The sequence below is a fragment of the Parazoarcus sp. PS-13 R2A genome (assembly GCF_057621855.1).
The window spans coordinates 39,000-62,153 of record NZ_JBYEXN010000014.1; the positions used below are offsets into that span (position 1 = coordinate 39,000).

The following is a 23,154-nucleotide window of genomic DNA, read 5'->3' on the forward strand; positions in this document are numbered from 1 at the left end:
GGGCGTCCGGGTGCGGCCTTGCGGGCGGCGACGTGGCCTGCAGCCTGTCGTCTGATGCCGCGTCTGCGGGTGTTGCGGGAAAGCGCGTCCGTAAACGCATTGACCGGTGAGTTTACTATTCATGCTGCAACGCAGCAACAGCGCATCGTGCGCGCTTCTTTTACAATCATACCGATGAACGATACATCCCCTCTCCGCCATGGTGCCGAAGCCTCGCCGCTCGGCAAGCCTGTCGCCTATCGCGATACCTATGCGCCCGAGCTCCTGTTTCCGATCGAACGTCAGCTCAAGCGCGACGAAATCGGCGTGCGCGGCGATGCCTTGCCCTTTGTCGGTGAGGATCTGTGGAATGCCTATGAGCTGTCGTGGCTGAACGCGCGCGGCAAGCCGGTGGTGGCGCTCGCACGCTTCCGGGTGCCGGCCGATACGCCGCGGCTGATCGAGTCGAAATCGCTCAAGCTTTACCTCAATGCCTTTAACCAGAGTCGTTTTGCCGATGCGGGCACCGTGCGCGAAACGATTGCTCGCGACCTGTCCGCGGCGGCAGGCGGCGCGGTGGCGGTTGAGCTGATGCCGCTCGGCGAGCGCCCCCTGCGCCAGATCGGCTACCCGCAAGGAGTCTGTCTGGACGATCTCGATATCGATATCGATACCTATCAGCCGGCCCCGGCCCTGCTGGCAGCCCGTGGTGAAGTCGTCAGCGAGACCCTGTATTCCCACCTGCTCAAGTCCAACTGTCTGGTGACCGGTCAGCCCGACTGGGGCATGGTCGTGGTGCGCTACACCGGGCCTGCGATCGAGCGTGAGGGCCTGCTGCGCTACATCGTCTCCTTTCGCGAGCACAACGAGTTTCACGAACAATGCGTGGAGCGGGTGTTCTGCGACATCATGGCGCGCTGCCACCCGCAGGCGCTTGCGGTGTGGGCACGCTACACGCGGCGCGGTGGTCTGGACATCAACCCGTTCCGTGCGACTCCCGGTGTGGGCAAGGCTGACGAATTCGACGAGTGCGACGAAGTGCGGCAGTAAGCGCGGGAGGGCGTTCATGCACTGTACTGGTGCATCCGGTCGGTGTTTACATGGTCGCCTGGCACAGGTCGTGCGCCTGCAAGCCTTGTCTGCACAGAATAGTCAGTCTAAACAGTCGTATATCGGGTCGGCCTTTGAGCTGGAACATTGCTTGCTAATGGAAGCTCCATGAATGCTGTGACAGCCCCTGAATCCCGTTCGCTCGGCGCGCCTGCCTGTAATGCTGCCGCCGGGCGCAGCTGGCGTGCCGAGTTGCGGCTGGCGTATGAACGCCGTGGCGAGCGTACCGTGCTTGCGGAGCGCGCGCATGTCGGTCCGCTGGTGGTGCAGCGTCCGCTTTATCCCGAGGGCCATGAGGTGTGCCACACCATTCTGGTACACCCGCCCGCGGGTATCGCCAGTGGCGACAGCCTCAGCGTCGATGTCGATGTCAGGGCAGGCGCCCATGCGCTGCTGACCACACCGGGTGCGGGCAAGTGGTATCGCAGCGCCGGCGCACGCGGCGGGCTGACACAGCGTATTGCGGTGGCCGCAGGCGCCGTGTGCGAGTGGCTGCCTCAGGAAAGCCTGGTGTTCGACGGCGCCTTCGGTGACCTCGTGACGGAGGTCAGCCTGTCCGGAGATGCCTGTTTCATCGGGGCGGAGATGCTGTGTTTCGGCCGCACGGGCTCGGGGGAGCGCTTTACCCGAGGTGAGCTTGCGATGCGCACCAGGATAGTGCGAGACGGGCGTCCGCTGTGGCTGGAGCGCGGCAGGGTGGGTGGTGGCAGCGCCCTGCTGACTGCCGGCATCGGGCTGCAGGGCGAGCCGGTGAGCGGCAGTCTGCTGGTCGCTTCGCCGCTGGTGAATGTCGAACTCCTCAAGGCCTGGCGCGAGATCGCGCCGACGCACGGGACGGGCGGCGTCACCTTGTTGCCCGGCTTGCTGGTAGCGCGTTATCTCGGGCCCGCATGCGAGCCGGGACGCGAATGGTTTGCGCGGCTTTGGGCTGCGGTCAGGCCGACCGTAGCCGGGCGCCCGATGCAGACGCCGAGAATCTGGAATACCTGATCAACTGATGGCGGCGCCACTGGCGCCGTGGAGAAATCGATGGAACTGAGCCCACGAGAGAAGGACAAGCTGCTGATTTTCACCGCCGGACTGCTCGCCGAGCGGCGTCGGGCGCGCGGCCTGAAGCTGAACTACCCCGAGTCGGTCGCCTTCATCACCTGCGCGATCCTTGAAGGTGCGCGCGACGGCAAGACCGTGGCCGAGCTGATGAGCTACGGTGCCACCCTGCTCACACGCGACGACGTGATGGACGGCGTGGCCGAGATGATTCCCGATATTCAGGTCGAGGCCACCTTCCCGGACGGCACGAAACTGGTCACCGTGCATAACCCCATCATCTGACGCATTGGCGGCGACCATCATGAGCGAAGCCGAAATCGAACTGGCGAGGTTGCTGGCCCGCTTCAAGCTGCAGGTGAAGCGTACGCTGGGGCGCAGCGTGAATCTGACGGCGATGACGAGCGATCCGGCGTATGCAAAGGCGACGCTGGACGAGATCGAAGAACTCGCCGACGACGAGGAGTTCTTGCTGCTCGTCATCTGTTTGCGCGAAAAGCTGGCACCGGCTGCAGTGGTCGAACCCGTCGTACCCGCTCCGGCCCCCGAGGCTGCGCCGGCGCGCTCACAGGCCATGCGCGATTATCGCTTCGGCGCCCGTGGCGGTTGAACCGCCAGGCACATCAGGAGAAGAAAATGATTCCAGGCGAACTCATGCCGCTCGACGGCGAGATCGAACTCAATGTCGGACGCTCGACGCTGACGCTTTCAGTCACGAATACCGGCGACCGCCCGATCCAGGTCGGCTCGCACTACCATTTTGCCGAAACCAATGCCGCGCTCGACTTCGATCGCACGGCTGCACGCGGTTTCCGCCTCAACATTGCCGCCGGGACGGCGGTGCGATTCGAGCCGGGACAGTCGCGCACGATCGAACTGGTCGCGCTCGACGGTGCGCGCAAGGTGTTCGGCTTCAACGCCCAGGTCATGGGAGCGCTCTGATATGGCAAAGATTACGCGCCGCGCCTATGCGGAAATGTTCGGCCCCACGGTGGGAGACCGCGTGCGACTGGCCGACACCGGGCTGATTCTCGAAGTCGAACAAGACCACACCATCTACGGTGAAGAGGTGAAGTTCGGCGGCGGCAAGGTCATCCGCGACGGCATGGGTCAGGGGCAGCAGCTCTCGGCCGAGGTGGCCGACACCATCATCACCAACGCGCTGATCGTCGATGCCGTCACCGGCATCGTCAAGGCGGACGTCGGCCTCAAGGACGGCAGGATCTGGAGGATCGGCAAGGGCGGCAACCCGGATATCCAGCCCGGCGTCACCATTCCGGTCGGTGCGGGCACCGAGGTCATTGCCGGCGAGGGCATGATCCTCACCGCCGGGGGCATCGACAGCCACATCCACTGGATCTGCCCGCAGCAGATCGAAGAGGCGCTGATGTCGGGCGTCACCACCATGCTCGGGGGCGGCACCGGGCCGGCGACCGGCACCTACGCCACCACGTGCACGCCAGGGCCGTGGCACATCCATCGCATGCTCGAGGCGGCCGAAGCCTTCCCGATGAACCTCGGCTTCTTCGGCAAGGGCAATGCCAGCCTGCCGGGGCCGCTCAACGAGCAGGTCGAAGCGGGCGTGATCGGCCTCAAGCTGCACGAGGACTGGGGCACGACGCCGGCGGCGATCGACAACTGCCTGAATGTGGCCGAGCAGCACGACGTGCAGGTCGCGATCCACACCGACACCCTGAACGAATCCGGCTTCGTCGAAACCACGCTGGCCGCGTTCAAGGGCCGCACCATCCACACCTTCCACACCGAAGGTGCGGGTGGCGGTCACGCGCCGGACATCATCAAGGCGGTGGGGTCGCCGAACGTGCTGCCGTCCTCGACCAACCCGACGCGCCCATTCACGGTCAACACCATCGACGAGCATCTCGACATGCTGATGGTGTGTCATCACCTCGACCCGGCGATTGCCGAGGACGTGGCCTTTGCCGAGTCGCGCATCCGGCGCGAGACGATTGCGGCCGAAGACATCCTGCACGACACCGGCGCCTTCTCCATGATGTCGTCCGACTCGCAGGCGATGGGGCGGGTCGGCGAGGTCATCATCCGCACCTGGCAGACCGCGCACAAGATGAAGGTGCAGCGCGGCGCACTGCCCGAGGATGGCGAGCGTGGCGACGGCAAGGCGGACAACTTCCGCATCCGGCGCTACATCGCCAAGTACACCATCAACCCCGCGATCACCCACGGCATCTCGCACGTCGTGGGCTCGATCGAGCCCGGCAAGCTGGCCGACCTGGTGTTGTGGCGGCCGGCCTTCTTCGGCGTCAAGCCCAGCCTGATTCTGAAGGGCGGCATGATCGCGGCGGCGGCGATGGGCGATCCCAACGCGTCGATCCCCACGCCGCAACCGGTGCATTACCGGCCGATGTTCGGCAGTTTCGGCAAGGCGCTCAAGACCTCGGTGACCTTCGTCTCGCAGGCCGCGCTGTCCAACCCGGCGGTCGCCGCGCTCGGCCTGACGAAGCCGCTGGTCGCGGTGAAGGGGTGCCGCGGCGTGCAGAAGTCCGACATGGTGCTCAACGGTGCGATGCCGACCATTGACGTCGATCCCGAAACCTATATCGTGCGCGCCGATGGCGAATTGCTCACGTGCGAACCCGCGACCGAACTGCCGATGGCGCAGCGCTATTTCCTGTTCTGACGCAATCCGCCATGATCGTCGTCGAACCTCGTGTCGCGTCAAGCAGGCCCTGGAAACTGAACTGACATGCTGCTGATTGAATCGCTTTACACCGGCGTACGCGCCGCAACGGAAACCCTGGAACTCGATTTTGGCTACCGCACCAAGAGCCGCTTGCGCGCCAAACTGAGCTCGGGCGAGGAAGTCGGTCTGTTCCTCCCCCGCGGCACCATTCTGCGCGGCGGTCAGAAACTCCACGCCCAGGACGGACGGATCGTCGAAGTCGTGGCTGCGCCAGAATCCCTGCTCGAGGTGCGCTGCGCCGATGCCTTCGAGCTCGCACGCGCGGCCTACCACCTCGGCAACCGCCATGTCGCCGTCGAACTCGGCGAAGGCTGGCTGCGGATTCAGGCCGATCACGTGCTCGAAGGCATGCTGGTCGGGCTGGGCGCGGAAGTGTCGCCGATCTCGGCGCCCTTCGAGCCCGAGGCCGGTGCCTATGCCCATGGTCACCAGCATCCGGGTGACGGCAGCGGCGCGCGCATCCACATGATGAGTGCCAAGTGACGCCAGCCATATCCGGTGCGGCGGTCGGCGGCGGGCTGCTGCCGCTGGTGCGTCTGCTTCAACTGGCCAGCCCGGCACTGCCGGTCGGCGCCTACACCTACTCGCAGGGGCTGGAGTGGGCGGTCGAATGCGGCCGGGTCAAGACCGAGGCCGACACCCAGCGCTGGATTGGCGACCTGCTCGAATGGAGCGTGGCGCGCTTCGAGGCGCCGCTGGTGGCGTGTCTGCTCGAGGCCTGGGCGCAGGGCGACGATGACAGGGTGCGACGCCTCAACGACGATTTCGTCGCCAGTCGCGAGACCTCGGAGCTGCGTGCCGAAACCGTGCAGATGGGCTACTCGCTGGTCCGCATGCTGGTCGAGCTCGACGCCTGGTCTTCACTGCCCGGCTGGCGGGCGCGGCTGCAGACGCTCGATACCCCGGCGTTTCCGACTGCATGGACCGCTGCTGCTGCAGCCTGGAAGGTGCCGGTGGCCGATGCGCTCGCCGCCTACCTGTGGGCATGGCTGGAGAATCAGGTGATGGCGGCGGTCAAGACCGTGCCGCTCGGCCAGAGCGCGGGGCAGCGCATGCTGGCAGTGCTCGGCGCGCGCATTCCCGATCTGGTGCCCCTTGCGATCGCGCTCCCGGAAGACGACTGGAGCAACTACACCCCCGGCCTGGCGCTTGCCAGCAGCCACCACGAAACGCAGTATTCACGGCTCTTCAGAAGCTGAACGACGGAAACCACAGAATCATGACTACTCCTGCATCCCAGGCACTCCGTGTCGGCATCGGCGGCCCCGTCGGCTCCGGCAAGACCGCGCTCACGCTCGCCCTGTGTCAGGCCTTGCGTGACAAGTACAACATCGCCGTGGTCACCAACGACATCTACACGGCGGAAGACGCCCAGTTTCTGGTGCGCAATGAGGCGCTGGCGGCAGATCGCATCATCGGCGTCGAAACCGGCGGCTGCCCGCACACCGCCATCCGCGAGGATGCCTCGATCAACCTCGAAGCGGTCGATCGCCTCAACCGCAGCTTTCCGGGGCTGGAGATCATCTTCGTCGAGTCGGGCGGCGACAACCTCGCTGCCACCTTCTCGCCTGAACTGTCGGATCTGACGCTCTACGTCATCGACGTTTCGGCCGGCGACAAGATCCCGCGCAAGGGCGGGCCCGGCATTACCAAGAGTGATCTGCTGGTGATCAACAAGATCGATCTCGCACCGCTGGTCGGCGCCTCGCTGGAAGTCATGGACCGTGACGCGCGCAAGATGCGTGGCGAGCGGCCCTTCATCTTCTCCAATCTGAAGACGGGCCAGGGTCTGGCCGAGATCATCGACTTCGTCGAGCGCCAGGGGCTGTTGCGCACAGTGGAGGCGTGACCCGGCGGGTGGGCGTCGTCACGTCTGGCGTGCTGACCCGGGCCATCGCGCTGTGGCGGACGGCCCGGCAGCTGAAATGAAAACGGGGACAGGTCTTGCGACCTGTCCCCGTTTGATCCTCGACTGATCGAGGATCAGGGCTTCTTGGCCCAGGCAACACAGGTGCCGTTCGGGTTCACTTCCGTGTCGCCCGCGAACAGCTTACAGCCGCCCAGCGGAGAGCCGGCTACGAAGTGCATGCAGCCCGAGCAAACCTTGGCCGCGTCGGTCGACTTGTCGACGTACTTCATGCTGGTACGCATTGCGTCGTTCTTGGCTGCGAAAGCAACGACCGGAATCATGGCCACGACTGCGCCGCTGGCCTTCATGAACGTGCGACGGGTTTGGTTGATGCTGTCAGACATATTCCCTCCTTGATTTGAAAACGCTCCACCCAGGACCGAACCTTCGCTCCGGGATATGCGGGTGCCATTCCGTTACCGCAGGGCGAATAGTATGCCACTCCTCCAAGAATAAATAATCGAAAGCTAATATGGCTTTTTTATCCAGCCATTGATTCGATTGCTTGTACGTCCTGTATCCGCTTTGTGCCGAGCGGCGGTCTTGCGAACAACCCCCCCTGCTCCAGCTGAAGACACGATGCGGGCGCAGGGGGCCTGGATTCAGGCGTCCGGTTCGGTCAGGGCGTCGGGGGTGCCGGGGCCCGCGAGGGGGGCGGCGTCGCTGTTGTCTTTCAGGGCTACGCCAGTCTGGCCGAGCTGGCGACCGGCCTGACACAGCCACCACAGCTTGCGCGCGGCCGCCGGGTAGGCGAGGCCCGCTGGACGTACGTTCGAGATGCAGTTGCGTTCGGCATCCATGCATCCGGGGCGTGGGCCCAGGGTCAGGTAGATGCCGAGGCTGTCCGGTGCGCTCAGCCCGGGGCGCTCGCCCACCAGCACGGCGACCATCGGTGCGTGCAGCGCGGCACCGATCTCGTCGCCGAGTCCCACCCGCGCCTGTCGGGCGAGGACCACAGGGCCGAGACACCAGCCCTCGGGCCGGCTTGCGCAGATGGCGTCCACCAGTGGCAGGGCATGGCGCTCGATGGCCATGGAGGATAGCCCGTCGGCGATGACCAGCAGCAGTTCGAAGGGCGCATCCTTGCGTTCGGCCAGCCGTTTCGCGTCGGCCGGATCGAGCCGGCGGCCCAGGTCGGGGCGCAGCAGATAGGCCGCGCGGTCCGTCGCCTGGCTGGCGACCGTTACCGAGGCGAGGCCGCGTTGCGTAAGGCCTTCGGCCAGGGCGGCGAGGTCGAGCGGCAGGTGCACTGCGTCCCGGGCCTGGGCGTGGGCAAGACCGAAGCCGAGCACTTCACGCGTGGGCAGGCTGGCGCCGCTCCGGCCGAGGGCGAGGCGTGCGGCGGTGTAGCGGCGCAGCCCGGACCACGGGTCCTGGGCGACGCGCTCGGGTGCGGTGTCGTGGCGCGGGTCGATGTCCTTCGATGCCATGAGAGTCTCCGGTGGATCAGGGCAGCAGGCGCAGGCGCTGCATGGTGCCCAGCAGCGCCGGGTCGGCCGCAGCCGGGAGCAGGCGGCCGTCGGCGTTGGTCAGGCCCGCGGCGGCGAGCCAGCTTTCGAACTCGGGGGCACGCTTCAGGCCGAGCACCTCGCGCACGTAGAGGGCATCGTGAAAGGAGGTGCTCTGGTAGTTGAGCATGATGTCGTCGGCGCCCGGCACCCCCATGATGAAGTTCACCCCGGCCACGCCCAGCAAGGTCAGCAGGGTGTCCATGTCGTCCTGGTCGGCCTCGGCGTGGTTGGTGTAGCACACGTCGCAGCCCAGGGGCACGCCCAGCAACTTGCCGCAGAAATGATCCTCCAGTCCGGCGCGGATGATCTGCTTGCCGTCGTAGAGGTATTCCGGGCCAATGAAGCCGACCACGGTGTTGGTCAGCAAAGGCTTGAACTCGCGGGCCACGGCGTAGGCGCGTGCCTCGCAGGTCTGCTGGTCGACGCCGTGATGGGCATTGGCAGACAGGGCGCTGCCCTGGCCGGTCTCGAAGTACATGACGTTCTCGCCCACGGTGCCACGCCCGAGGCTCAGTGCGGCTTCGCGCGCTTCGCGCAGGAGCGACAGGTCGATGCCGAAGCCGGCATTGGCCTGTTCGGTGCCGGCGATGGACTGGAACACCAGATCCACTGGCGCACCGCCCTCGATCATCCCGAGCGTGTTGGTCACATGCGTCAGCACGCAGCTTTGAGTGGGGATGTCCAGGGTGGCGATGACCTCGTCGAGCATGTGGTTGAGGCGGGTGAGCAGGGGCAGGCTGTCGCTGGCGGGATTGATGCCGATCACTGCGTCGCCGGCACCGTAGAGCAGGCCGTCGACGATGCTCGCGGCGATGCCGCGCAGGTCGTCGGTCGGATGATTGGGCTGCAGACGCACCGCCATCCGGCCGGGCAGGCCGATGGTGTTGCGAAAGCGCGTGATCACCCGGCATTTCTTCGCCACCAGGATCAGGTCCTGGTTGCGCATGAGCTTGCTGACGGCAGCCACCATCTCCGGGGTGAGTCCGGCCTGTACCCGGGTCAGTGCCTCGGTGTCGGTGGATTCGGCCAGCAGCCAGTCGCGCAGGCCAGCGACATCGAGGTGCGCGATGGGGGCGAAGGCGGCAGGGTCGTGGCGATCGATGATCAGCCGCGTGATCTCGTCTGTCTCGTAGGGGATCAGGGCCTCGTCGAGGAAGCGGCGCAGTGGCACCTCGGCGAGGCACAGGCGCGCGGCCATGCGTTCGACGGCGGTGTCGGCCGCCAGGCCGGCGAGGACGTCGCCCGAGCGCAGCGGGCTGGCCTTGGCCATCAGGGCCTTGAGGTCGGCAAACTGCCAGGTGTGGCCGGCAACGGTGTGTCGATAAGCCATGGTTGTTTCTCGTCAGGGCATGGGCGGGTGTTGCGTGCTCATGCGAGCACGACCTCGATGCCGGTGTCGGCGAAACCCGCGAACTCGGCGTGCTTTCGGGCGGCCTGATTGGTCACCAGCACGTCGATCCGTTTCGCCGGGCAGAAGCAGCGCCGGCTGCGCATGCCGATCTTGCTGTGATCGGCGAGGATGATCCGGCGCTCTGCGGCATCGCACATGGCCTGGGCCACGGCAGCTTCGTCCAGATCGAAATCGCTCGCGCCCTCGGACGGGTGCACCCCCACCGGCGAGAGCAGGGCCAGGTCGGCGCGGTAGCGTCCGATCTCGGCCACGGTGGCCGCGCCGCAGGTTGCCGGGACGCCGCGCATCAGCTCGCCGCCGAGCACGATGACCCGATTGCCGCGCTCAGCGCCGCCGGCGGCAGCCATCCGGGTGGCGATCTCCAGGCCGTTGGTGAGGACGGTCAGCCCGCTCAAAGAGACCAGTTCCTCGGTCATGATCAGGGTGGTGGAGCCGGCGTCGAGAAACACCGTGTGGCCGCTCTTGAGCAGGCGCACCGCGGCCTTGGCAATGGCGCGCTTTTCCCGGTGATGGCTCTTGAGACGGCGCTCGAACGGCGGTTCGGCCTCGGGCTGGTTGAGCACCACGCCACCATGGATGCGGCGCAGTTCGCCGAGGGCTTCCAGCGCGACCAGATCGCGCCGCGTGGTCTCGCGCGACACGCCCAGATCCTTGGCGATGCGTTCGGCGCTGAGGCGGGTGAAGCTGGCGAGCAGGGCGCGGATGCGTTGATAGCGTTCTTCCTGAAGCATGATCGATCCGGGTGATGGTTCAGTGGCCGCTGGCGCGGCGGTTGGCGAGGTGCAGACCCAGCGATACGGTGCCCACCACCAGCATGATCAGCGACGAGAAGGCTGCCGCCTGCGAGGTGAAGCCGGCCTCATCCAGGCGCATCACGGTCACCGCCGACAGCGACAGCGTGGGCGTGATCAGGAAAATCACCGCCGAGAGCGTCACCATCGAACGCATGAAGAGGAAGGCCGCAACGGTCCACAAGGTGTTGCGCGCCGCGGGCAGATACACGTCGCGCAGCAGGCGCACGGTGCCTCCGCCGAGCACGCCCACTGCGTCCTCGAGCGCCGACGGCACGTTGCGCAGACCGGTCATCATGGTGACGTAGCCTTGGGTGTGATAGTGGTAGAAGTTGCACATGGCGAGCAGCCACACGGTACCGTAAAACACCGTCCACGGCATGTCCGGCGCGTTGAAGGCGAACACGTAGCCAAGGCCGAGCACCAGCCCCGGAACTCCCACCGGCAAGGCCGCGAGCAGGGTCACCAGCCGGGCTGACCAGCCGCCAAGGCGGCGCACCGAGAAGCTCAGCAGGAACAGGAGCGCGGCGCCTACGGCGGCTGCCAGCAGCGACACGGCCAGCGAGGTCCACAGGCTGTCGTAGCCTCCCGATACGGTGATGTCGTAATGCTTCAGGGTGAAGTCGAGACGGTAGGGCCACAGGCGGATGAAGCCGGCGACCACCACCGTGGCGACCACGAAGAAGATGCTTGCTGCAATGCCGATGCCGATCACCGTGTAGGCGGCGTCGCGCGCGGGGGCGCGCACCGGCTGAGGCGGACTGGCCGACTCGGCGCCAATGCCGGCCTGGCGGCGGGCGGCGACGCGCTCGATCCAGACCGACAGGGCGGCTGGCAGCAGCAGCAACAGGCCGACCACCGCGCCCATGCCGAACCGCACCTGACCGCTGACCTGGTTGTAGATCTCGGTGGCGAGAACCGAATAATCGCCGCCGATGACCACCGCGTTACCGAAGTCGGTGATGGTGATGGTGAACACCACGAGGCCGGCGCTGAGCAGGCCGTAGCGCAGGCCCGGCAGGGTCAGATCCATGAACTGGCGCCAGGGGCTCGCGCCGAGCACCTCGGCGGCTTCGTACTGGCGGGCATCGGCCTGGGACAGGGCGACGCGCAGGATCATCACCGCCTGGGGCAGGGCGTAGAGCACGTCGGCGATCAGCAGGCCCCAGAAGCCGTACATCTCGGGGCGGATGTCCAGCACCTTGCCGACGATGCCGTTGCGCCCGAGGATGAAGATCAGGCCCAGGCCAAGCACCAGCGAGGGAGCCAGCATGGGCAGGCTCAGGCACAGGCCGACGAAGCGCTTGCCGGCCATGCAGGTGCGCTCCAGCCCGTAGGCGAGGAAGAAGGCCAGCACCAGAGTGACCACCGTGGTGGCGAGTCCCAGCCACAGGCTGTTGAGTGTGGCGCGCCAGACGCCAGGGGTGTCGAGCAGGGCCAGGTAGTTGCCCAGACCGACGCCACCGCCGTCGATCATGAAGCTGCGCGCGCCGATGTAGAGCATGGGCAGGGCGAAAAACAGCAACAGCGCACCCAGGGGGATCCACAGGCTGACCCGCAGCAGCCAGCGGTCTGCCGGCATCAGGGGGATTTGGGCGGCGGCACTCATGGGGCAATCCAGGCGCAGGCGTGGGGTGCGATGGCGACCCGGGCGGCATCGCCCGGGCGCAGGGGTGTGTGGGCCGGGACTTCGGCCAGCAGGGTGCGGCCGAGCCAGTCCAGGCGCAGGCGCTTGAAGTTGCCCAGGAACAACTGATCGAGCACGCGCGCGTGGCCATCGGTTGCAGCCGTCACGGTCAAGGCTTCGGGGCGCACGCAGGCCAGAGCGGCTTCACCCAGTTCGGTCGGTGCGGTGGCCGCCAGGGCGGGCTCGACCTGTTGCAGCCAGTCGCGCGGCAGCAGATTGCTCTGACCCATGAACTCGGCCACGAAGCGGGTCCTCGGCTGCTGGTAGAGCGCCTCCGGTGAGCCTACCTGCTCGATCCGGCCATGGTTCATGCACACCACCTTGTCGGCGAGCACCATGGCCTCTTCCTGGTCATGGGTCACCATTAGGGTCGGAATGCCCAGGCTGCGCTGAACCTCGCGTAACTCCTCGCGCAAGGCGGCGCGCACCCGCGCGTCCAGAGCCGAGAGTGGCTCGTCGAGCAGGAGCAGGGCGGGATTGACCGCCAGTGCACGGGCAATCGCCACCCGCTGCTGCTGGCCGCCGGACAGTTCGCCCGGGTAGCGGCCGGCGAACTCGGAGAGCTTGACCGTCGACAGCAGTTCCGCCACACGCGCCTCGACCTGGGCCTTGGGCGTGCGGCGGATGGACAGACCGTAACCCACATTCTGGGCCACGGTCAGGTTTGGAAACAGGGAGTAGGATTGGAACACGATCCCGAAGCCACGCTCGCGAGTGGGCACCGCCGACAGGTCGCGCCCATCGAGCAGGATGCGCCCCCGGTCGGCGCCCAGCAGCCCCGCGATGATGCGCAGCAAGGTTGTCTTGCCGCAGCCGCTGGGGCCGAGCAGGCAGACGAACTCGGAGGCCTCGATCGTCAGGTTGATGCGTTCGAGGGCGGGTACGCCGCCGAAGCTCTTGTTCAGGTCTCGTATTTCCAGTGCCATGATGCTTTTCCGTTGTGTCCTGTTTCAGCGGCCAATGGTGGTCTGCCAGGTCTTCAGGATGGTGTCGCGGTCCAGTGCCGACTTGGCGAAGTCCATCGGGTACAGCACCTTGCTCAGATCCTTGGGCAGGCCGGCAGCGGCGGCGGCCTTGGACTGAGGGGTGCCCGGAATGGTCACGACCGCCTTGTACTTGGTGTAGAGCGCGGCGGCCGAGGGTGACAGCGTCCAGTCGAGGAAGCGCTTGGCATCGGCCGTGTTCTTCGAGCCGGTCATCAGGGCCGTGGCCTCGAGCTCATAGCCTGCGCCGTCGTTGGGGATCACCATCTTGAGCGGATAGCCTTCCTCGATGGACTGCATGGCGGCGAAGGCGAGGGACGTTCCGATGGCGTACTCACCAGCGCGGGCGGCCTTGCACGGACGCGAGCCGGACTTGATGTACTGGGCGACGTTGCCGTCGAGCGTCTTCAGAAAGGTCCAGCCAGCCTCGTCGCCCTTGGACTGCAGCAAGGCGGCGATCTGAAGGTAGCCCGTGCCCGAGGAGACCGGGTTGGGCATCACCACCTCGCCCTTGTAGATTGGGTTGCTCAGGTCCTGCCAGGATGTGGGCATGGGCAGGTTCTTGCGCTTGAGCACTTCCGTGTTCACACAGAACGCACCCATGTAACCGGTGGCGGCGAACCACTTGCCGTCGGCGGCCTTGTTGGCAGCAGCGAGCTTGTCCTCGCCCTTGGCGGTGTAGGGCTCGACCAGTGCCTGCACGCGCGGGTCGAGCATGTTGGTCAGTGCCCAGCCCCAGATCACGTCATGCTGCGGATTGGCGGCCTCGGCCAGGATGCGCGCACCGAGATCGCCGGTGGACAGGCGCAGAACCTTGATGTCCAGGTCGGGCATGTCCTTGTTGGCAGCGGCAACATATTCCTTGATCTCGTCTTCCTCGAGCGCGGTATAGACCACGATGGTGCCGGCATGGGCGGCGCCCGCGAAAGTAAAGGCGGCTGCAAGGGCGGCGAGAGGGCGCAGGGCGAAGCGGGACGATTTCATCATTTTCTCCAAAAGGGTGTGCGCGATGAACCAAGGTGGTGCGTGAACCACGCGCTCAAATCAGAAAGCTTGTGGATTTTTGGGTAAATGTGCATAGTTTTGCTATTACACGTCAAGAGCCGAGCAATAATCATGCCTTACACCGACAACCCCGAGTCCTTACTCAGCACGGCGGTCGCGCTGGCCCACCGGCTTGCGGACGAGGCTCGGCGCATCGCCCTGCCACGTTTTCGCACCCCGCTCGATGTCTTCGTCAAGGACGACGAGAGTCCGGTGACGTTGGCAGACCGCGAGGTGGAAGCCGCCTTGCGCACGCTGATCGGCGAGACCTTTCCGGATCACGGCATCCTCGGAGAGGAGCAGGGCCGGGAGAACATGGATGCCGAGTATGTGTGGGTGATCGACCCCATCGACGGGACCAAGAGCTTCATCACCGGCTCGCCCTTGTGGGGATCATTGATCGCGCTGCTGCACCGGGGGCGTCCTGTGCTCGGGCTCATCGACATCCCGTACACCGGCGAGCGCTGGAGTGCCGCCGGTGGTGCACAGACGCTCTTCAACGGTCAGCAGGCCCGCACGCGAGGGTGTGCCGAGCTGGGCGCGGCCTGCATTTACACGACCTCGCCAGATGCTTTTGAGCCTGCCGACTGGGCCCGCTTTGACGCCTTGAGCCGGCGGACGGCCCTGCGCCGTTTCGGTGGTGACAGCTACTGCTATGGCCTGCTCGCCAGCGGCCATGTGGATCTGGTGGTGGAAGCCGGTCTGCAGCCTTACGACTACCTGGCCCTCGTTCCGGTGATCGAAGGGGCAGGCGGGGTGATCACCGACTGGCAGGGTCGGCCGCTTGGCGTGGACTCCGATGGTCGCGTGGTTGCGGCGGCGACGGCGTCATTGCACGCCGCGGCACTGGCCGGGCTGGGGGGCTGAGGCGACGCGCACGGCGCTCCCGCAACTGGCGGGCGATCGGCGCTGTACGCGTGGTGGGCTGTCGTCATCTGTGGCGTCTGCCGCATGGCGCGTTCGCGCCGGTGCGGCATTCGGGCTTTGCGTCGGCCTGCCAAAGGCGGTGCGCCCTCGCATGGTGCCTACTTGCCGACAACGCAAACCGCCAGTGCCGCCAGGGGAACCAAGTGACAGTTCGTAGCATCTCTTAGCTACTGTGTCTCTGACTTATTGGGTAGCATAGGTCTGCCCCTTGGGTTAGTATCTCGCGGCATTTAAGATCATCATAAAGAGGAAGACAACATGAAGGCTCTTGTTGCTGTTGTGGTCGCTGCTGGTCTCCTTTCTGTCGCCCCGGCATTCGCTTCTGCAGATCTGGCGAAGGCCAAGAACTGCATGGCCTGTCATGCTGTCGACAAGAAACTGGTCGGTCCGGCTTACAAGGACGTGGCTGCCAAGTACGCTGGCCAGAAAGACGCCGCTGCCATGCTCGCTACCAAGGTTCAGAAGGGTGGTGTAGGCGCCTGGGGCCAGATCCCGATGCCCCCCAACCCGCAAGTGTCGGCCGAAGAAGCCGCCACGCTGGTGACTTGGGTTCTGTCGCAGAAGTAAGTATTTCCGGGGCGGTTTCGCCGCCCGCTGCAATCAAAAGCCGGCTGATGCCGGCTTTTTCACGCGGGTCGGTGTACGAGCTCGGGCTGTGGTGCCACTTCCAGCCAGCCCGTCGCCTGTGCCGCAGTACCGGGGCGTGCAAACAGATAGCCCTGCATGACGTCGCAGCCGAGGATGCGCAGGGTTTCCGCCTGTTCGGCATGTTCCACGCCTTCGGCGATCAGGTGGAGCCCGAATCCGCGCGCGATGCCCGTGATGGCCGAAATGATCGGATTGGTCGACGGGCCATCGAGGTCACGCACGAAACTGCGATCGATCTTGAGCGTGCTGACCGGAAATTTCTGCAGGTAGGCCAGCGCCGAATAGCCCGTGCCGAAGTCGTCGATTGCCACGCTCAGACCGGCTTCGCGCATTGCCTTGACCTTGGTCGCGACCCCGGCCGTGTCCTGCATCATCATGCTTTCGGTGATTTCGAGCTCGACCTGTGCCGGCGGCAGCTGATTGCGGCTCACGCACTCGGTCACCATGTCCACGATGTCCGGGCGGCTGAAATCGTGAGGTGAAAGATTGAGCGACATGCGCAGGTCTTCAAAGCCGTCAGCGCGCCAGCGTGCGAGCTGCGCACAGGCTTCTTCGAGCACCCAGTGGCTGATGTCGCCGATCAGCCCCATCTCTTCGGCCACCGGAATGAACGTGGCCGGTCCGATCTGCCCGTGGGTGGGATGATTCCAGCGCAGCAGCGCCTCCATGCCAACCACACGGGCGGCTTTCATGCTGACCTGTGGTTGGTAGTAGAGCTCGAACTCCGAGCGCTCGAGCGCAAGCCGGAGATCGTTTTCGAGAGCAATGCGTTCGCGGTAGTGCGCGTTGAGCTCGGGATCGAAGAAGCGAAACGCGTTCTTGCCCGAGCGCTTCACTTGGTACATCGCGATATCGGCGTGCCGGGTCAGGTCTTCAGCGGTGTCACCGTCGCGCGGGAAAAGCGAAATGCCGATGCTGACCGTGGCGCGGAAGTCGCCGTGGTCGAGGCGGAAGGGCGGTGCCAGCGCATCAAGGATCTTGTGCGCAATGATCTCCGCATCTTCCGGGTGGTTGATGTCGGGAAGCAGGACGGTGAATTCATCGCCGCCGAGGCGAGCGAGGGTGTCGCCGCGCCGCAGGGTCGTCGATAGGCGGGCGGCAATGCCGCGCAGCAGGGCATCACCCTCAGCATGTCCGAAGGTGTCGTTTACCAGCTTGAAGCGGTCGACATCGATGAACATCACCGCCAGTGCGCCAGTGCGACGCTGTGCCTGAGCAATCGCAAGCTCCAGTCTGTCCTTGAACAGCACGCGGTTGGGCAAACGGGTCAGCTGGTCGTGATAGGCCTGAAAGGTAATGATCTCTTCGGCGCGCTTGCGCTCCGAGATGTCGCGCGCCACGCCGTAAAGGCCGTTCGAGGTGCGACCGCCGCTGCCGGGCATCGGAATGCCGGTGAGCGATACCGTGGCGCTTTCCGGTCCGCCTTCCACCAGCGTTTCGCGATTTCGCCGCAGGCGCAGTTCGATGTTGAAGCTTTCGCCCGGGGTGTTGCCGCGTGCAAACATCAGGCTGTTGATGCGATCGACGTCTTCCGCCACGACCAGGGTGGAGAAGGGGCGTCGCATCAGCGCGGCCCGCTCGTAGCCGAGCATCTGGCGCACGCGCGGGTTGATGTAGCTGAAGCGGCCCTCGGGGTCGAGGGTGAAAATCATGTCGGGCGAGCTCTCGACCAGAAAGCGGTGCAGGCGTTCCGACGCCCGCAGGCGCTGGCTCATGGTCCGGTTGGCCCGTTCCAGCGTGGTCTTGTGCAGGGTGCTGTCGACCGCACGCTGCAACTGGGCGACATGATAGGGCTTGCGCACGTAGTCGTCGGCGCCGCCGCGCAAGGCCCCGATCGCGGCATCGATGGCGTCCTCGCCACTGATGACGATGACGGCTTCTTCGCGCTCATGACCGGTGAGCCAGTCGAGCAGGTCGAGGCCGGTGGCGTCGGGCAGGCGGTAGTCGAGCAGGATCAGGTCGAAGTGCTTGTGCTCAAGTGCAGCAATCGCGTCGGCGATGCTGGCGCACTCTTCGAAGCTGCGTCCCTCGCGAGCGAGCACAAGCGGCAACGTACGACGCAGAGACGCATCGTCATCAACGACGAGGATGCGGCAGACGTCTGCGTCCGGTTGCGACCCGGCAATACTCGCGTAGAAGGGCTGTTCTCCCGGTATGACCATGCGCTCCCGGTTTGCGGCGATCCGCTGTAGCACTTTCAGGATAATGCAACAGTCAGGCGGAATGTTCCAGTGGGATGAAGATCTGGAAGCTGGTCCCGCTGCCTGGCTGGCTCCGGCACAGTATGGACGCGTGCCATTTCGTCAGGATTTCGTGCACGATCGACAGACCCACGCCTTGGTGCTGTCCCCCTTTCTGACTGGTCGCGGGGGCGAACAGATTGGCTGTACGCTCGGGCGGAAGCCCGGGGCCGTTGTCGATCAGGCGTAGTTCGGCGCAGGCGCGACCGTCGGCGATGATCTGGCCTGCGAAGGAGAGCGACAGGCGGCTACCCGGCTGCAAGGCTTCGGACGCGTTGCGCAGCAGGTTGAGCAGCACCTGCTTCAGTGCTGATGCCGGCATTGCGACGCTGGGCGTGCCGGCCACGGCACGAAGCTCGAACTGTATGTCGCGCTGCGCGAACAGCGTGTCGGCGTACAACGCCCGCATTTCATGCAGCAGATCGACGATGCGACAGCTCGGTGCCTCGGCATTCTCTTGCGGCAGATTGCCCGCCGAACGCAGCAGATTGCCGATGCGATCCAGTTCGGCGTTGAGCAGGCTCATGTCCTCCTGCAGCGAACTGTCGTCGGCATGACTCTGAACGAGCAGGCTGAGCCGGTTCTTGATCACGGTCAGCGGGTTGGTAGCTTCGTGGGCAATGCGACGAACGTGCTCACGGAAGCGTGCATGCAGTTCGGCTTCGCGGGCGGCGACGGCGGCGTGCTGGCGCTGGCTGGAGAGGATGTTGCGGGCGGCTGAAGATAGCAGCTCCTTGATCATCCAGTGCGCCGCGTCGCTCAGCGCCTGTTCGTGCGCCAGGCCGATCAGTGCCACGCCGCGCAGCGGCCCGAGTTGCAAGGGCTGGCAGCAGAAGCCGTGTTGCCCGAGCCAGCGCACCAGATGCCAGTCGGCCATGCTGCGTCCGGGGGCATTGCTGGCAGGAAAGCAGCTGGTGCGTTCGCCGCTGCGCAGTGCAAGGGAAACGCAGCTGGCTTCATCGTCTTCGCGCAGTGACAGCTCCTGCAGCCACGCAGCGGCCGAGCCGGGTGCGGCCTTGAGCAGCGGCAGCAACACTCCCTTATTGTTGGGAATCAGCACGATGGGCATTTCACAGCGGCCGAGCAGAGGGCACGCAATTGCCAGCCGCGCGGCGGTGGAGTCCAGGTCGAGCTCGGTAAAACCGGCAACGATCAGGCCATGCAGGGCGGCGGCCCGAAACGGTTCGTCCTCCATCAGTGCAGGCAGCCCCCGGCTCGCGACCAGCGCCGTGGCGTTGCCCGGCGGGGCCGGATAGGCGGCGTGGCCGGCGACGATGTAGCCAACGTCCGAGCGCAGGCTGATGAGGCTTGTCGATGGCAACCCGGTCAGGGATTCGATCCGGGGAATGCGTTCTTCCCAACCGTCGCCGGCGAGGCGATGTGCGGCTGCCAGCAGGCCGACGAGCGGGTGGGCGCCGCGCAATTGTTCGTCGAGCAGGTCGCCAAGTTCGAGCGCATCGGCGAGGGTGCCGGGCAAGCCGCAGCTGCGGACGAGCTGTGCAAGGTGCTGGCGGCCGTTGTCCAGCTGCAGCGCACCGGGCGCGGCGCACGCTTCGCGCGGGCGGGCAAAGAGCGCGTGCCACAGTCCTCCCAGATAGGCTTCGTCAGGCCTGGGGTAACGGGTTTCGAGCGCAAGATGGAGCGCACATTCAGCCACCACCAGCGCCTGCACACTGCCCGTGCTCATATCGGCGTACCCCTGGCTCAGCAGCCAGGCACGCAGCAGGTCCGGCCCAAGGGTTTCCAGCCGGTGCCGCAGCGCGGTATTCAGCCCTTGTTCGAGCTCATCCCGCTCCAGCGGTGCGGACGACAGCAGCAGCAGACACAAGGCCGGGTCGCGCGCAGCAACCAGCGCCACCTCGGGCCAGTTCGGCGAGTTGGCTGCGAGCAGGCGCAGCACGGTCGCGCCGCTTTCTGGCAGGGGGTGGAGGCTGGACGGTCCGGGCAAAGCCTGGGTCATGAATACGGGCGAACTGGATTGGCTGCGGTGAGGCGCATTCTAGGGCCTGCGCGCACGCTTGGATGTGAACGAATGCGCGCTGCGATCAGGCTTGCAGGCTGTCTGCAAAGCCCAGTGCGACGAGCTGGGCGCGGTTGATCTGCTCGGCAGACAGGTGCAGCTCTGCCGCAGCCTTGATCAGACCGCTGCCATCGAAGTTTTCACAGTGGCGTGCGAGTCTCAGGAAGGGGGCGAAGTCGCCCTCGTCGGAGAGCAGGGCGTCCGTTACCGATGCCGGCAGATGCATCTCGTCGAGCAGGGCCTGCATCGACGTGCCCAGCAGGACGTGCAGCAGCGAAAAGGCGCCGGTAATGAAGAGATTGTCGCGCTCCGACTTGTCGAAAAAGCCGCCGCCGATCTCCTCCATCAGCCGTCCGCGGGCGATTGCGGTCTGCATCATCGCGGGCGCGCCGGGGTCGCGGCTGGCGGTAACCAGCAGCAGAGAAAGCCACTTGTGCAGGTTCGAGTAACCGAGAATGCTGACCGCGTGGCGGAAGGACTGAATCTCGCACATCAGGCCGAAACCGGCCGAGTTGATATAGCGCAGCAGCTTGTAGGACAGTGCGACGTCCTGCTTGAGCACGGCTTCGATATCGCGGATCTCGCCATTGTTGCGCACCAAGTTCAGCAGCCTGACGATCTGCGCGTGGCCGGGCGAGAGTTCCTGTGCCGGTGGGTTGCCGTGCAGGAAGAACCAGCCCGAAGCACCATCGTATCCGGCCCCCACCGCCTGGCGGAAGGCCGGTACATCCTTGAGCCCCCAGGCCATGCTGAGGCCGGGCGAGCCGGTGGGTGCCGGATGCTTGCGTGCATCCATCAGGACGAAGCGCCAGTCGATACCCGGCGGCAGGACGGTACCGCTGGAAAACCAGGTCAGACAGACGCTGATGCCCGCTTCCTGCAGTTTTGGCAGCAGGGCCTGGGTCTGCGGATGGGGCAGTGCCTGGGCGGGAATCTCGATCATTGCGTTCGCCGGCGCAGCCCAGTCCATGAGCGCCAGTGTTGGCACAAGGCGACCGAGGCTGACAAAGACCGGGTGGTGGGTCGGCCACTGGTCGACGAGATCATTCAGGGTCTCGACCACCTCGCCGATATTCGGGCCATGCGCGATCAGGCGGTTCGCGGTGATCGCCCGGCTCTTGTTGACCACGGGTTCGCGGGTAATGAAGGTGGTCTGGTTCATGGTCCTGGCTCAGGCGTTCTGCGTGGCGAAGGTGAAAGCGTCGGCGAAGAAGGCGTCCTCGGCAAGGCCGCGTGCCTCCACGAAACTGCTGCGCGCTGCGTCGATCATCGGCGGTGCCCCGCAGGCATAGACCTCATGGGCGGACAGATCTGCGAAGTCGGCCAGCACGGCTTCGTGCACGAGTCCGCGGCGGCCGTCCCAGCCGTCGTCGGGGAGGCCGTCGGAAATCACCGGGACATAGCTGAAACCGGGCAGGCTTTTGCTCCAGCTCCGTGCAAGCGCGTCCATGTACAGCCCCTCGGGCTGACGCGCGCCCCAGTAAAGCGTGATCGGGCGCGTGATGCCGGCGTGAATGGCGTGTTCGATCATGCCCTTGATGGGGGCGAAGCCGGTGCCCCCGGCCACCATCACGATCGGGCGTGTGCTGTCGCGCAGCCAGAAGCTGCCGAGCGGTCCCTCGAAGCGCAGGATGTCACGCTCCTTCATGGTGCTGAACACCTGTCCGGTGAAGCGGCCGCCCGCGATCAGGCGCACATGGAGCTCGATGTGGCCGTTGTCGTGCGGGGCATTGGCGATCGAGAAGCTGCGGCGCGCGCCATCGGGCAGCAGAATGTCCACATACTGACCGGCATTGAAGCGGAATGGCTCGCTGGCCGGCAGCTTGAGCTCGAGCACGATGACGTCGTCCGCGACCCGGGTCAGCTTCTGCACCCTGCACGGCAGCTTCTTGACCGGGATGTCGCCCGCACGGCTGACGTTGCGTGCCTCGAGAACCATGCTCGAGTGCGCCCGCGTCCGGCAGAACAGGGTCATGCCGGCTTCGCGCTCGGCGTCGGACAGGGCGCTGGCGGAATAGCCGTCGACGTCGAATTCGCCGCTGATCACCCGGCCCTTGCAGGCGCCGCAGGCGCCGTCACGGCAGCTGTAGGGCAGCAGCAGGCCGGCCTCGAGTGCGGCTTCGAGGATGGTCTGGTCGGCATCGGCGGAGAAGGTCTGGCCACCGGGCTGGAGCGAAATCTGATACGGCATGGGGCGTGAGATAATGTACGAATGAAAAGAATTCTTGTCGTCGGATGCGGCGATGTCGCCCTGCGTGCGATTCCCTGGCTGGTGCGGCGGTTCCGCGTGTTCGCCCTTGTCCGCCGGACAGAGGCTGCCGAAGGCATGCGCCGGCTGGGTGCGGTGCCAGTGCTGGCCGATCTCGATGATCGCCGCAGCCTCGCCCGACTGGCCGGCATTGCCGACGCCGTGCTGCATTTTGCCCCCCCGCCGGCACAGGGCAAAACCGATCCCCGTACCCGCCATCTTCTCGCTGCGCTAGCAAGCCGGCCGAGTCTACCACAGCACCTCATATACATAAGCACGACAGGGGTTTACGGCGACTGTGGCGGCGCCCATATCGACGAGACTCGTCCCGCCAGGCCGCGTTCGCCACGTGCTGCGCGCAGGGTCGATGCCGAACGCCAGTTGCGTGCCTTCGGGCGTCGCTGCGGCGTGGGTGTCAGCGTGCTGCGGGCGCCGGGCATCTACGCGAGCGAGCGCCTGCCGCTGGAGCGCATCCGTCGCGGCGATCCGGTGTTGCGCGCCGAGGATGATGTCTACACCAATCACATCCATGCCGACGATCTCGCACGGCTTGCGGTGCTGGCCCTGTTCCGTGGCCGCAGTTGCCGGGTGTACAACGCAGTCGACGATACCGAGTTGCAGATGGGCGAATATTTCGATGCCGTTGCCGATGCCTTCGGGCTGGCGCGCCCGCAGCGTCTGAGTCGCGAAGAGATCGCGCTCAGGCTGCCGCCAATGACGCTTTCGTTCATGGCGGAGTCGCGTCGCATCGGCAATCGCCGCATGTCCCGGGAACTGCGCGCCCACCTGCGTTATCCGACGGTGCGTGCCGGCCTGCTGGCGGCGCGCCAGTCCTCTGCTCTTCAATCCCCCTTGCCCACCTGATTGTCCGGAGTTT

General features: G+C 65.7%; 23 protein-coding genes. 12 read left to right on the forward strand and 11 right to left on the reverse strand.

The window, feature by feature from the left end:
* Positions 1-174: 174 nt before the first annotated feature.
* The 9 genes from queF (at position 175) to ureG (ending at position 6,707) form a co-directional block, all read left to right on the forward strand.
* The gene (queF, locus tag AC22G6_RS13855; RefSeq protein WP_487367252.1) at positions 175-1,029 is read left to right on the forward strand and encodes an NADPH-dependent 7-cyano-7-deazaguanine reductase QueF; all 855 of its coding nucleotides are present in this window, start codon (positions 175-177) and stop codon (positions 1,027-1,029) included.
* Between the two features lie 168 nt (positions 1,030-1,197).
* Positions 1,198-2,079 (forward strand): urease accessory protein UreD, encoded by an 882-nt coding sequence (locus AC22G6_RS13860; protein ID WP_487367253.1) that lies wholly within the window; start codon positions 1,198-1,200, stop codon positions 2,077-2,079.
* A 39-nt stretch (positions 2,080-2,118) separates the two neighbouring features.
* Positions 2,119-2,421, forward strand: a complete 303-nt coding sequence (gene ureA / locus AC22G6_RS13865; protein WP_108949818.1) for an urease subunit gamma — start codon at positions 2,119-2,121, stop codon at positions 2,419-2,421.
* A gap of 19 nt (positions 2,422-2,440) precedes the next feature.
* On the forward strand, positions 2,441-2,746 hold the full coding sequence (locus AC22G6_RS13870; RefSeq protein ID WP_487367254.1) for a hypothetical protein: 306 nt from the start codon (positions 2,441-2,443) through the stop codon (positions 2,744-2,746).
* A 26-nt stretch (positions 2,747-2,772) separates the two neighbouring features.
* On the forward strand, positions 2,773-3,078 hold the full coding sequence (locus AC22G6_RS13875; RefSeq protein WP_108951403.1) for an urease subunit beta: 306 nt from the start codon (positions 2,773-2,775) through the stop codon (positions 3,076-3,078).
* Position 3,079: 1 nt separating this feature from the next.
* A complete protein-coding gene (gene ureC / locus AC22G6_RS13880; RefSeq protein ID WP_487367255.1) occupies positions 3,080-4,795 on the forward strand; it encodes an urease subunit alpha in 1,716 nt (571 codons plus the stop codon).
* Between the two features lie 66 nt (positions 4,796-4,861).
* A complete protein-coding gene (ureE, locus tag AC22G6_RS13885; protein WP_108971697.1) occupies positions 4,862-5,341 on the forward strand; it encodes an urease accessory protein UreE in 480 nt (159 codons plus the stop codon).
* Positions 5,338-6,057 (forward strand): urease accessory protein UreF, encoded by a 720-nt coding sequence (locus AC22G6_RS13890; RefSeq protein ID WP_487367256.1) that lies wholly within the window; start codon positions 5,338-5,340, stop codon positions 6,055-6,057. The genes ureE and AC22G6_RS13890 overlap by 4 nt, the downstream gene beginning before the upstream one ends.
* 20 nt (positions 6,058-6,077) lie before the next feature.
* A complete protein-coding gene (gene ureG, locus AC22G6_RS13895; protein ID WP_108971696.1) occupies positions 6,078-6,707 on the forward strand; it encodes an urease accessory protein UreG in 630 nt (209 codons plus the stop codon).
* Between the two features lie 134 nt (positions 6,708-6,841).
* Here ureG and AC22G6_RS13900 read toward each other — a convergent pair whose 3' ends face one another.
* From AC22G6_RS13900 to AC22G6_RS13930, 7 genes are all read right to left on the reverse strand, one after another.
* Positions 6,842-7,111 (reverse strand): high-potential iron-sulfur protein, encoded by a 270-nt coding sequence (locus tag AC22G6_RS13900; RefSeq protein ID WP_108971695.1) that lies wholly within the window; start codon positions 7,109-7,111, stop codon positions 6,842-6,844.
* Positions 7,112-7,369: 258 nt separating this feature from the next.
* On the reverse strand, positions 7,370-8,197 hold the full coding sequence (gene eutC / locus AC22G6_RS13905) for an ethanolamine ammonia-lyase subunit EutC (RefSeq protein WP_487367257.1): 828 nt from the start codon (positions 8,195-8,197) through the stop codon (positions 7,370-7,372).
* A gap of 16 nt (positions 8,198-8,213) precedes the next feature.
* A complete protein-coding gene (locus AC22G6_RS13910; RefSeq protein WP_487367258.1) occupies positions 8,214-9,608 on the reverse strand; it encodes an ethanolamine ammonia-lyase subunit EutB in 1,395 nt (464 codons plus the stop codon).
* Between the two features lie 38 nt (positions 9,609-9,646).
* The gene (locus tag AC22G6_RS13915; RefSeq protein WP_487367259.1) at positions 9,647-10,420 is read right to left on the reverse strand and encodes a DeoR/GlpR family DNA-binding transcription regulator; all 774 of its coding nucleotides are present in this window, start codon (positions 10,418-10,420) and stop codon (positions 9,647-9,649) included.
* A 19-nt stretch (positions 10,421-10,439) separates the two neighbouring features.
* Positions 10,440-12,089, reverse strand: a complete 1,650-nt coding sequence (locus tag AC22G6_RS13920; RefSeq protein WP_487367260.1) for an ABC transporter permease subunit — start codon at positions 12,087-12,089, stop codon at positions 10,440-10,442.
* On the reverse strand, positions 12,086-13,093 hold the full coding sequence (locus AC22G6_RS13925; protein WP_487367261.1) for an ABC transporter ATP-binding protein: 1,008 nt from the start codon (positions 13,091-13,093) through the stop codon (positions 12,086-12,088). Before AC22G6_RS13925 ends, AC22G6_RS13920 begins: the two co-directional genes overlap by 4 nt.
* A gap of 24 nt (positions 13,094-13,117) precedes the next feature.
* Positions 13,118-14,134: an ABC transporter substrate-binding protein gene (locus AC22G6_RS13930; protein ID WP_487367262.1), complete on the reverse strand. Its 1,017-nt coding sequence runs from the start codon at positions 14,132-14,134 to the stop codon at positions 13,118-13,120.
* Between the two features lie 132 nt (positions 14,135-14,266).
* Here AC22G6_RS13930 and hisN point away from each other — a divergent pair, with 132 nt between their 5' ends.
* Both hisN and AC22G6_RS13940 read left to right on the forward strand, forming a co-directional pair.
* Entirely contained in the window at positions 14,267-15,061 is a 795-nt protein-coding gene (gene hisN / locus AC22G6_RS13935; protein WP_487367263.1) for a histidinol-phosphatase, read from the forward strand.
* A 318-nt stretch (positions 15,062-15,379) separates the two neighbouring features.
* Positions 15,380-15,688 carry a c-type cytochrome gene (locus tag AC22G6_RS13940; RefSeq protein ID WP_487367264.1) on the forward strand — a complete coding sequence of 103 codons (309 nt, stop codon included), beginning with the start codon at positions 15,380-15,382 and terminating at the stop codon, positions 15,686-15,688.
* A 59-nt stretch (positions 15,689-15,747) separates the two neighbouring features.
* Here the strand turns inward: AC22G6_RS13940 and AC22G6_RS13945 are convergent, their stop codons facing one another.
* The 4 genes from AC22G6_RS13945 to AC22G6_RS13960 all read right to left on the reverse strand — a co-directional run bounded on the left by AC22G6_RS13945 (position 15,748) and on the right by AC22G6_RS13960 (position 22,220).
* Positions 15,748-17,931, reverse strand: coding sequence for an EAL domain-containing response regulator (locus AC22G6_RS13945; protein WP_487367265.1), 2,184 nt, complete (start codon positions 17,929-17,931; stop codon positions 15,748-15,750).
* Between the two features lie 52 nt (positions 17,932-17,983).
* Positions 17,984-19,969, reverse strand: coding sequence for an ATP-binding protein (locus AC22G6_RS13950; protein ID WP_487367266.1), 1,986 nt, complete (start codon positions 19,967-19,969; stop codon positions 17,984-17,986).
* Between the two features lie 85 nt (positions 19,970-20,054).
* Entirely contained in the window at positions 20,055-21,191 is a 1,137-nt protein-coding gene (locus tag AC22G6_RS13955; RefSeq protein WP_487367267.1) for an EAL and HDOD domain-containing protein, read from the reverse strand.
* Positions 21,192-21,200: 9 nt separating this feature from the next.
* A complete protein-coding gene (locus tag AC22G6_RS13960) occupies positions 21,201-22,220 on the reverse strand; it encodes a CDP-6-deoxy-delta-3,4-glucoseen reductase (RefSeq protein ID WP_487367268.1) in 1,020 nt (339 codons plus the stop codon).
* Positions 22,221-22,241: 21 nt separating this feature from the next.
* Between AC22G6_RS13960 and AC22G6_RS13965 the strand changes: the two genes are divergently transcribed.
* Complete coding sequence (locus AC22G6_RS13965) at positions 22,242-23,141, forward strand: NAD-dependent epimerase/dehydratase family protein (protein ID WP_487367269.1); 900 nt, start codon at positions 22,242-22,244, stop codon at positions 23,139-23,141.
* The last annotated feature ends 13 nt before the right edge of the window (positions 23,142-23,154 follow it).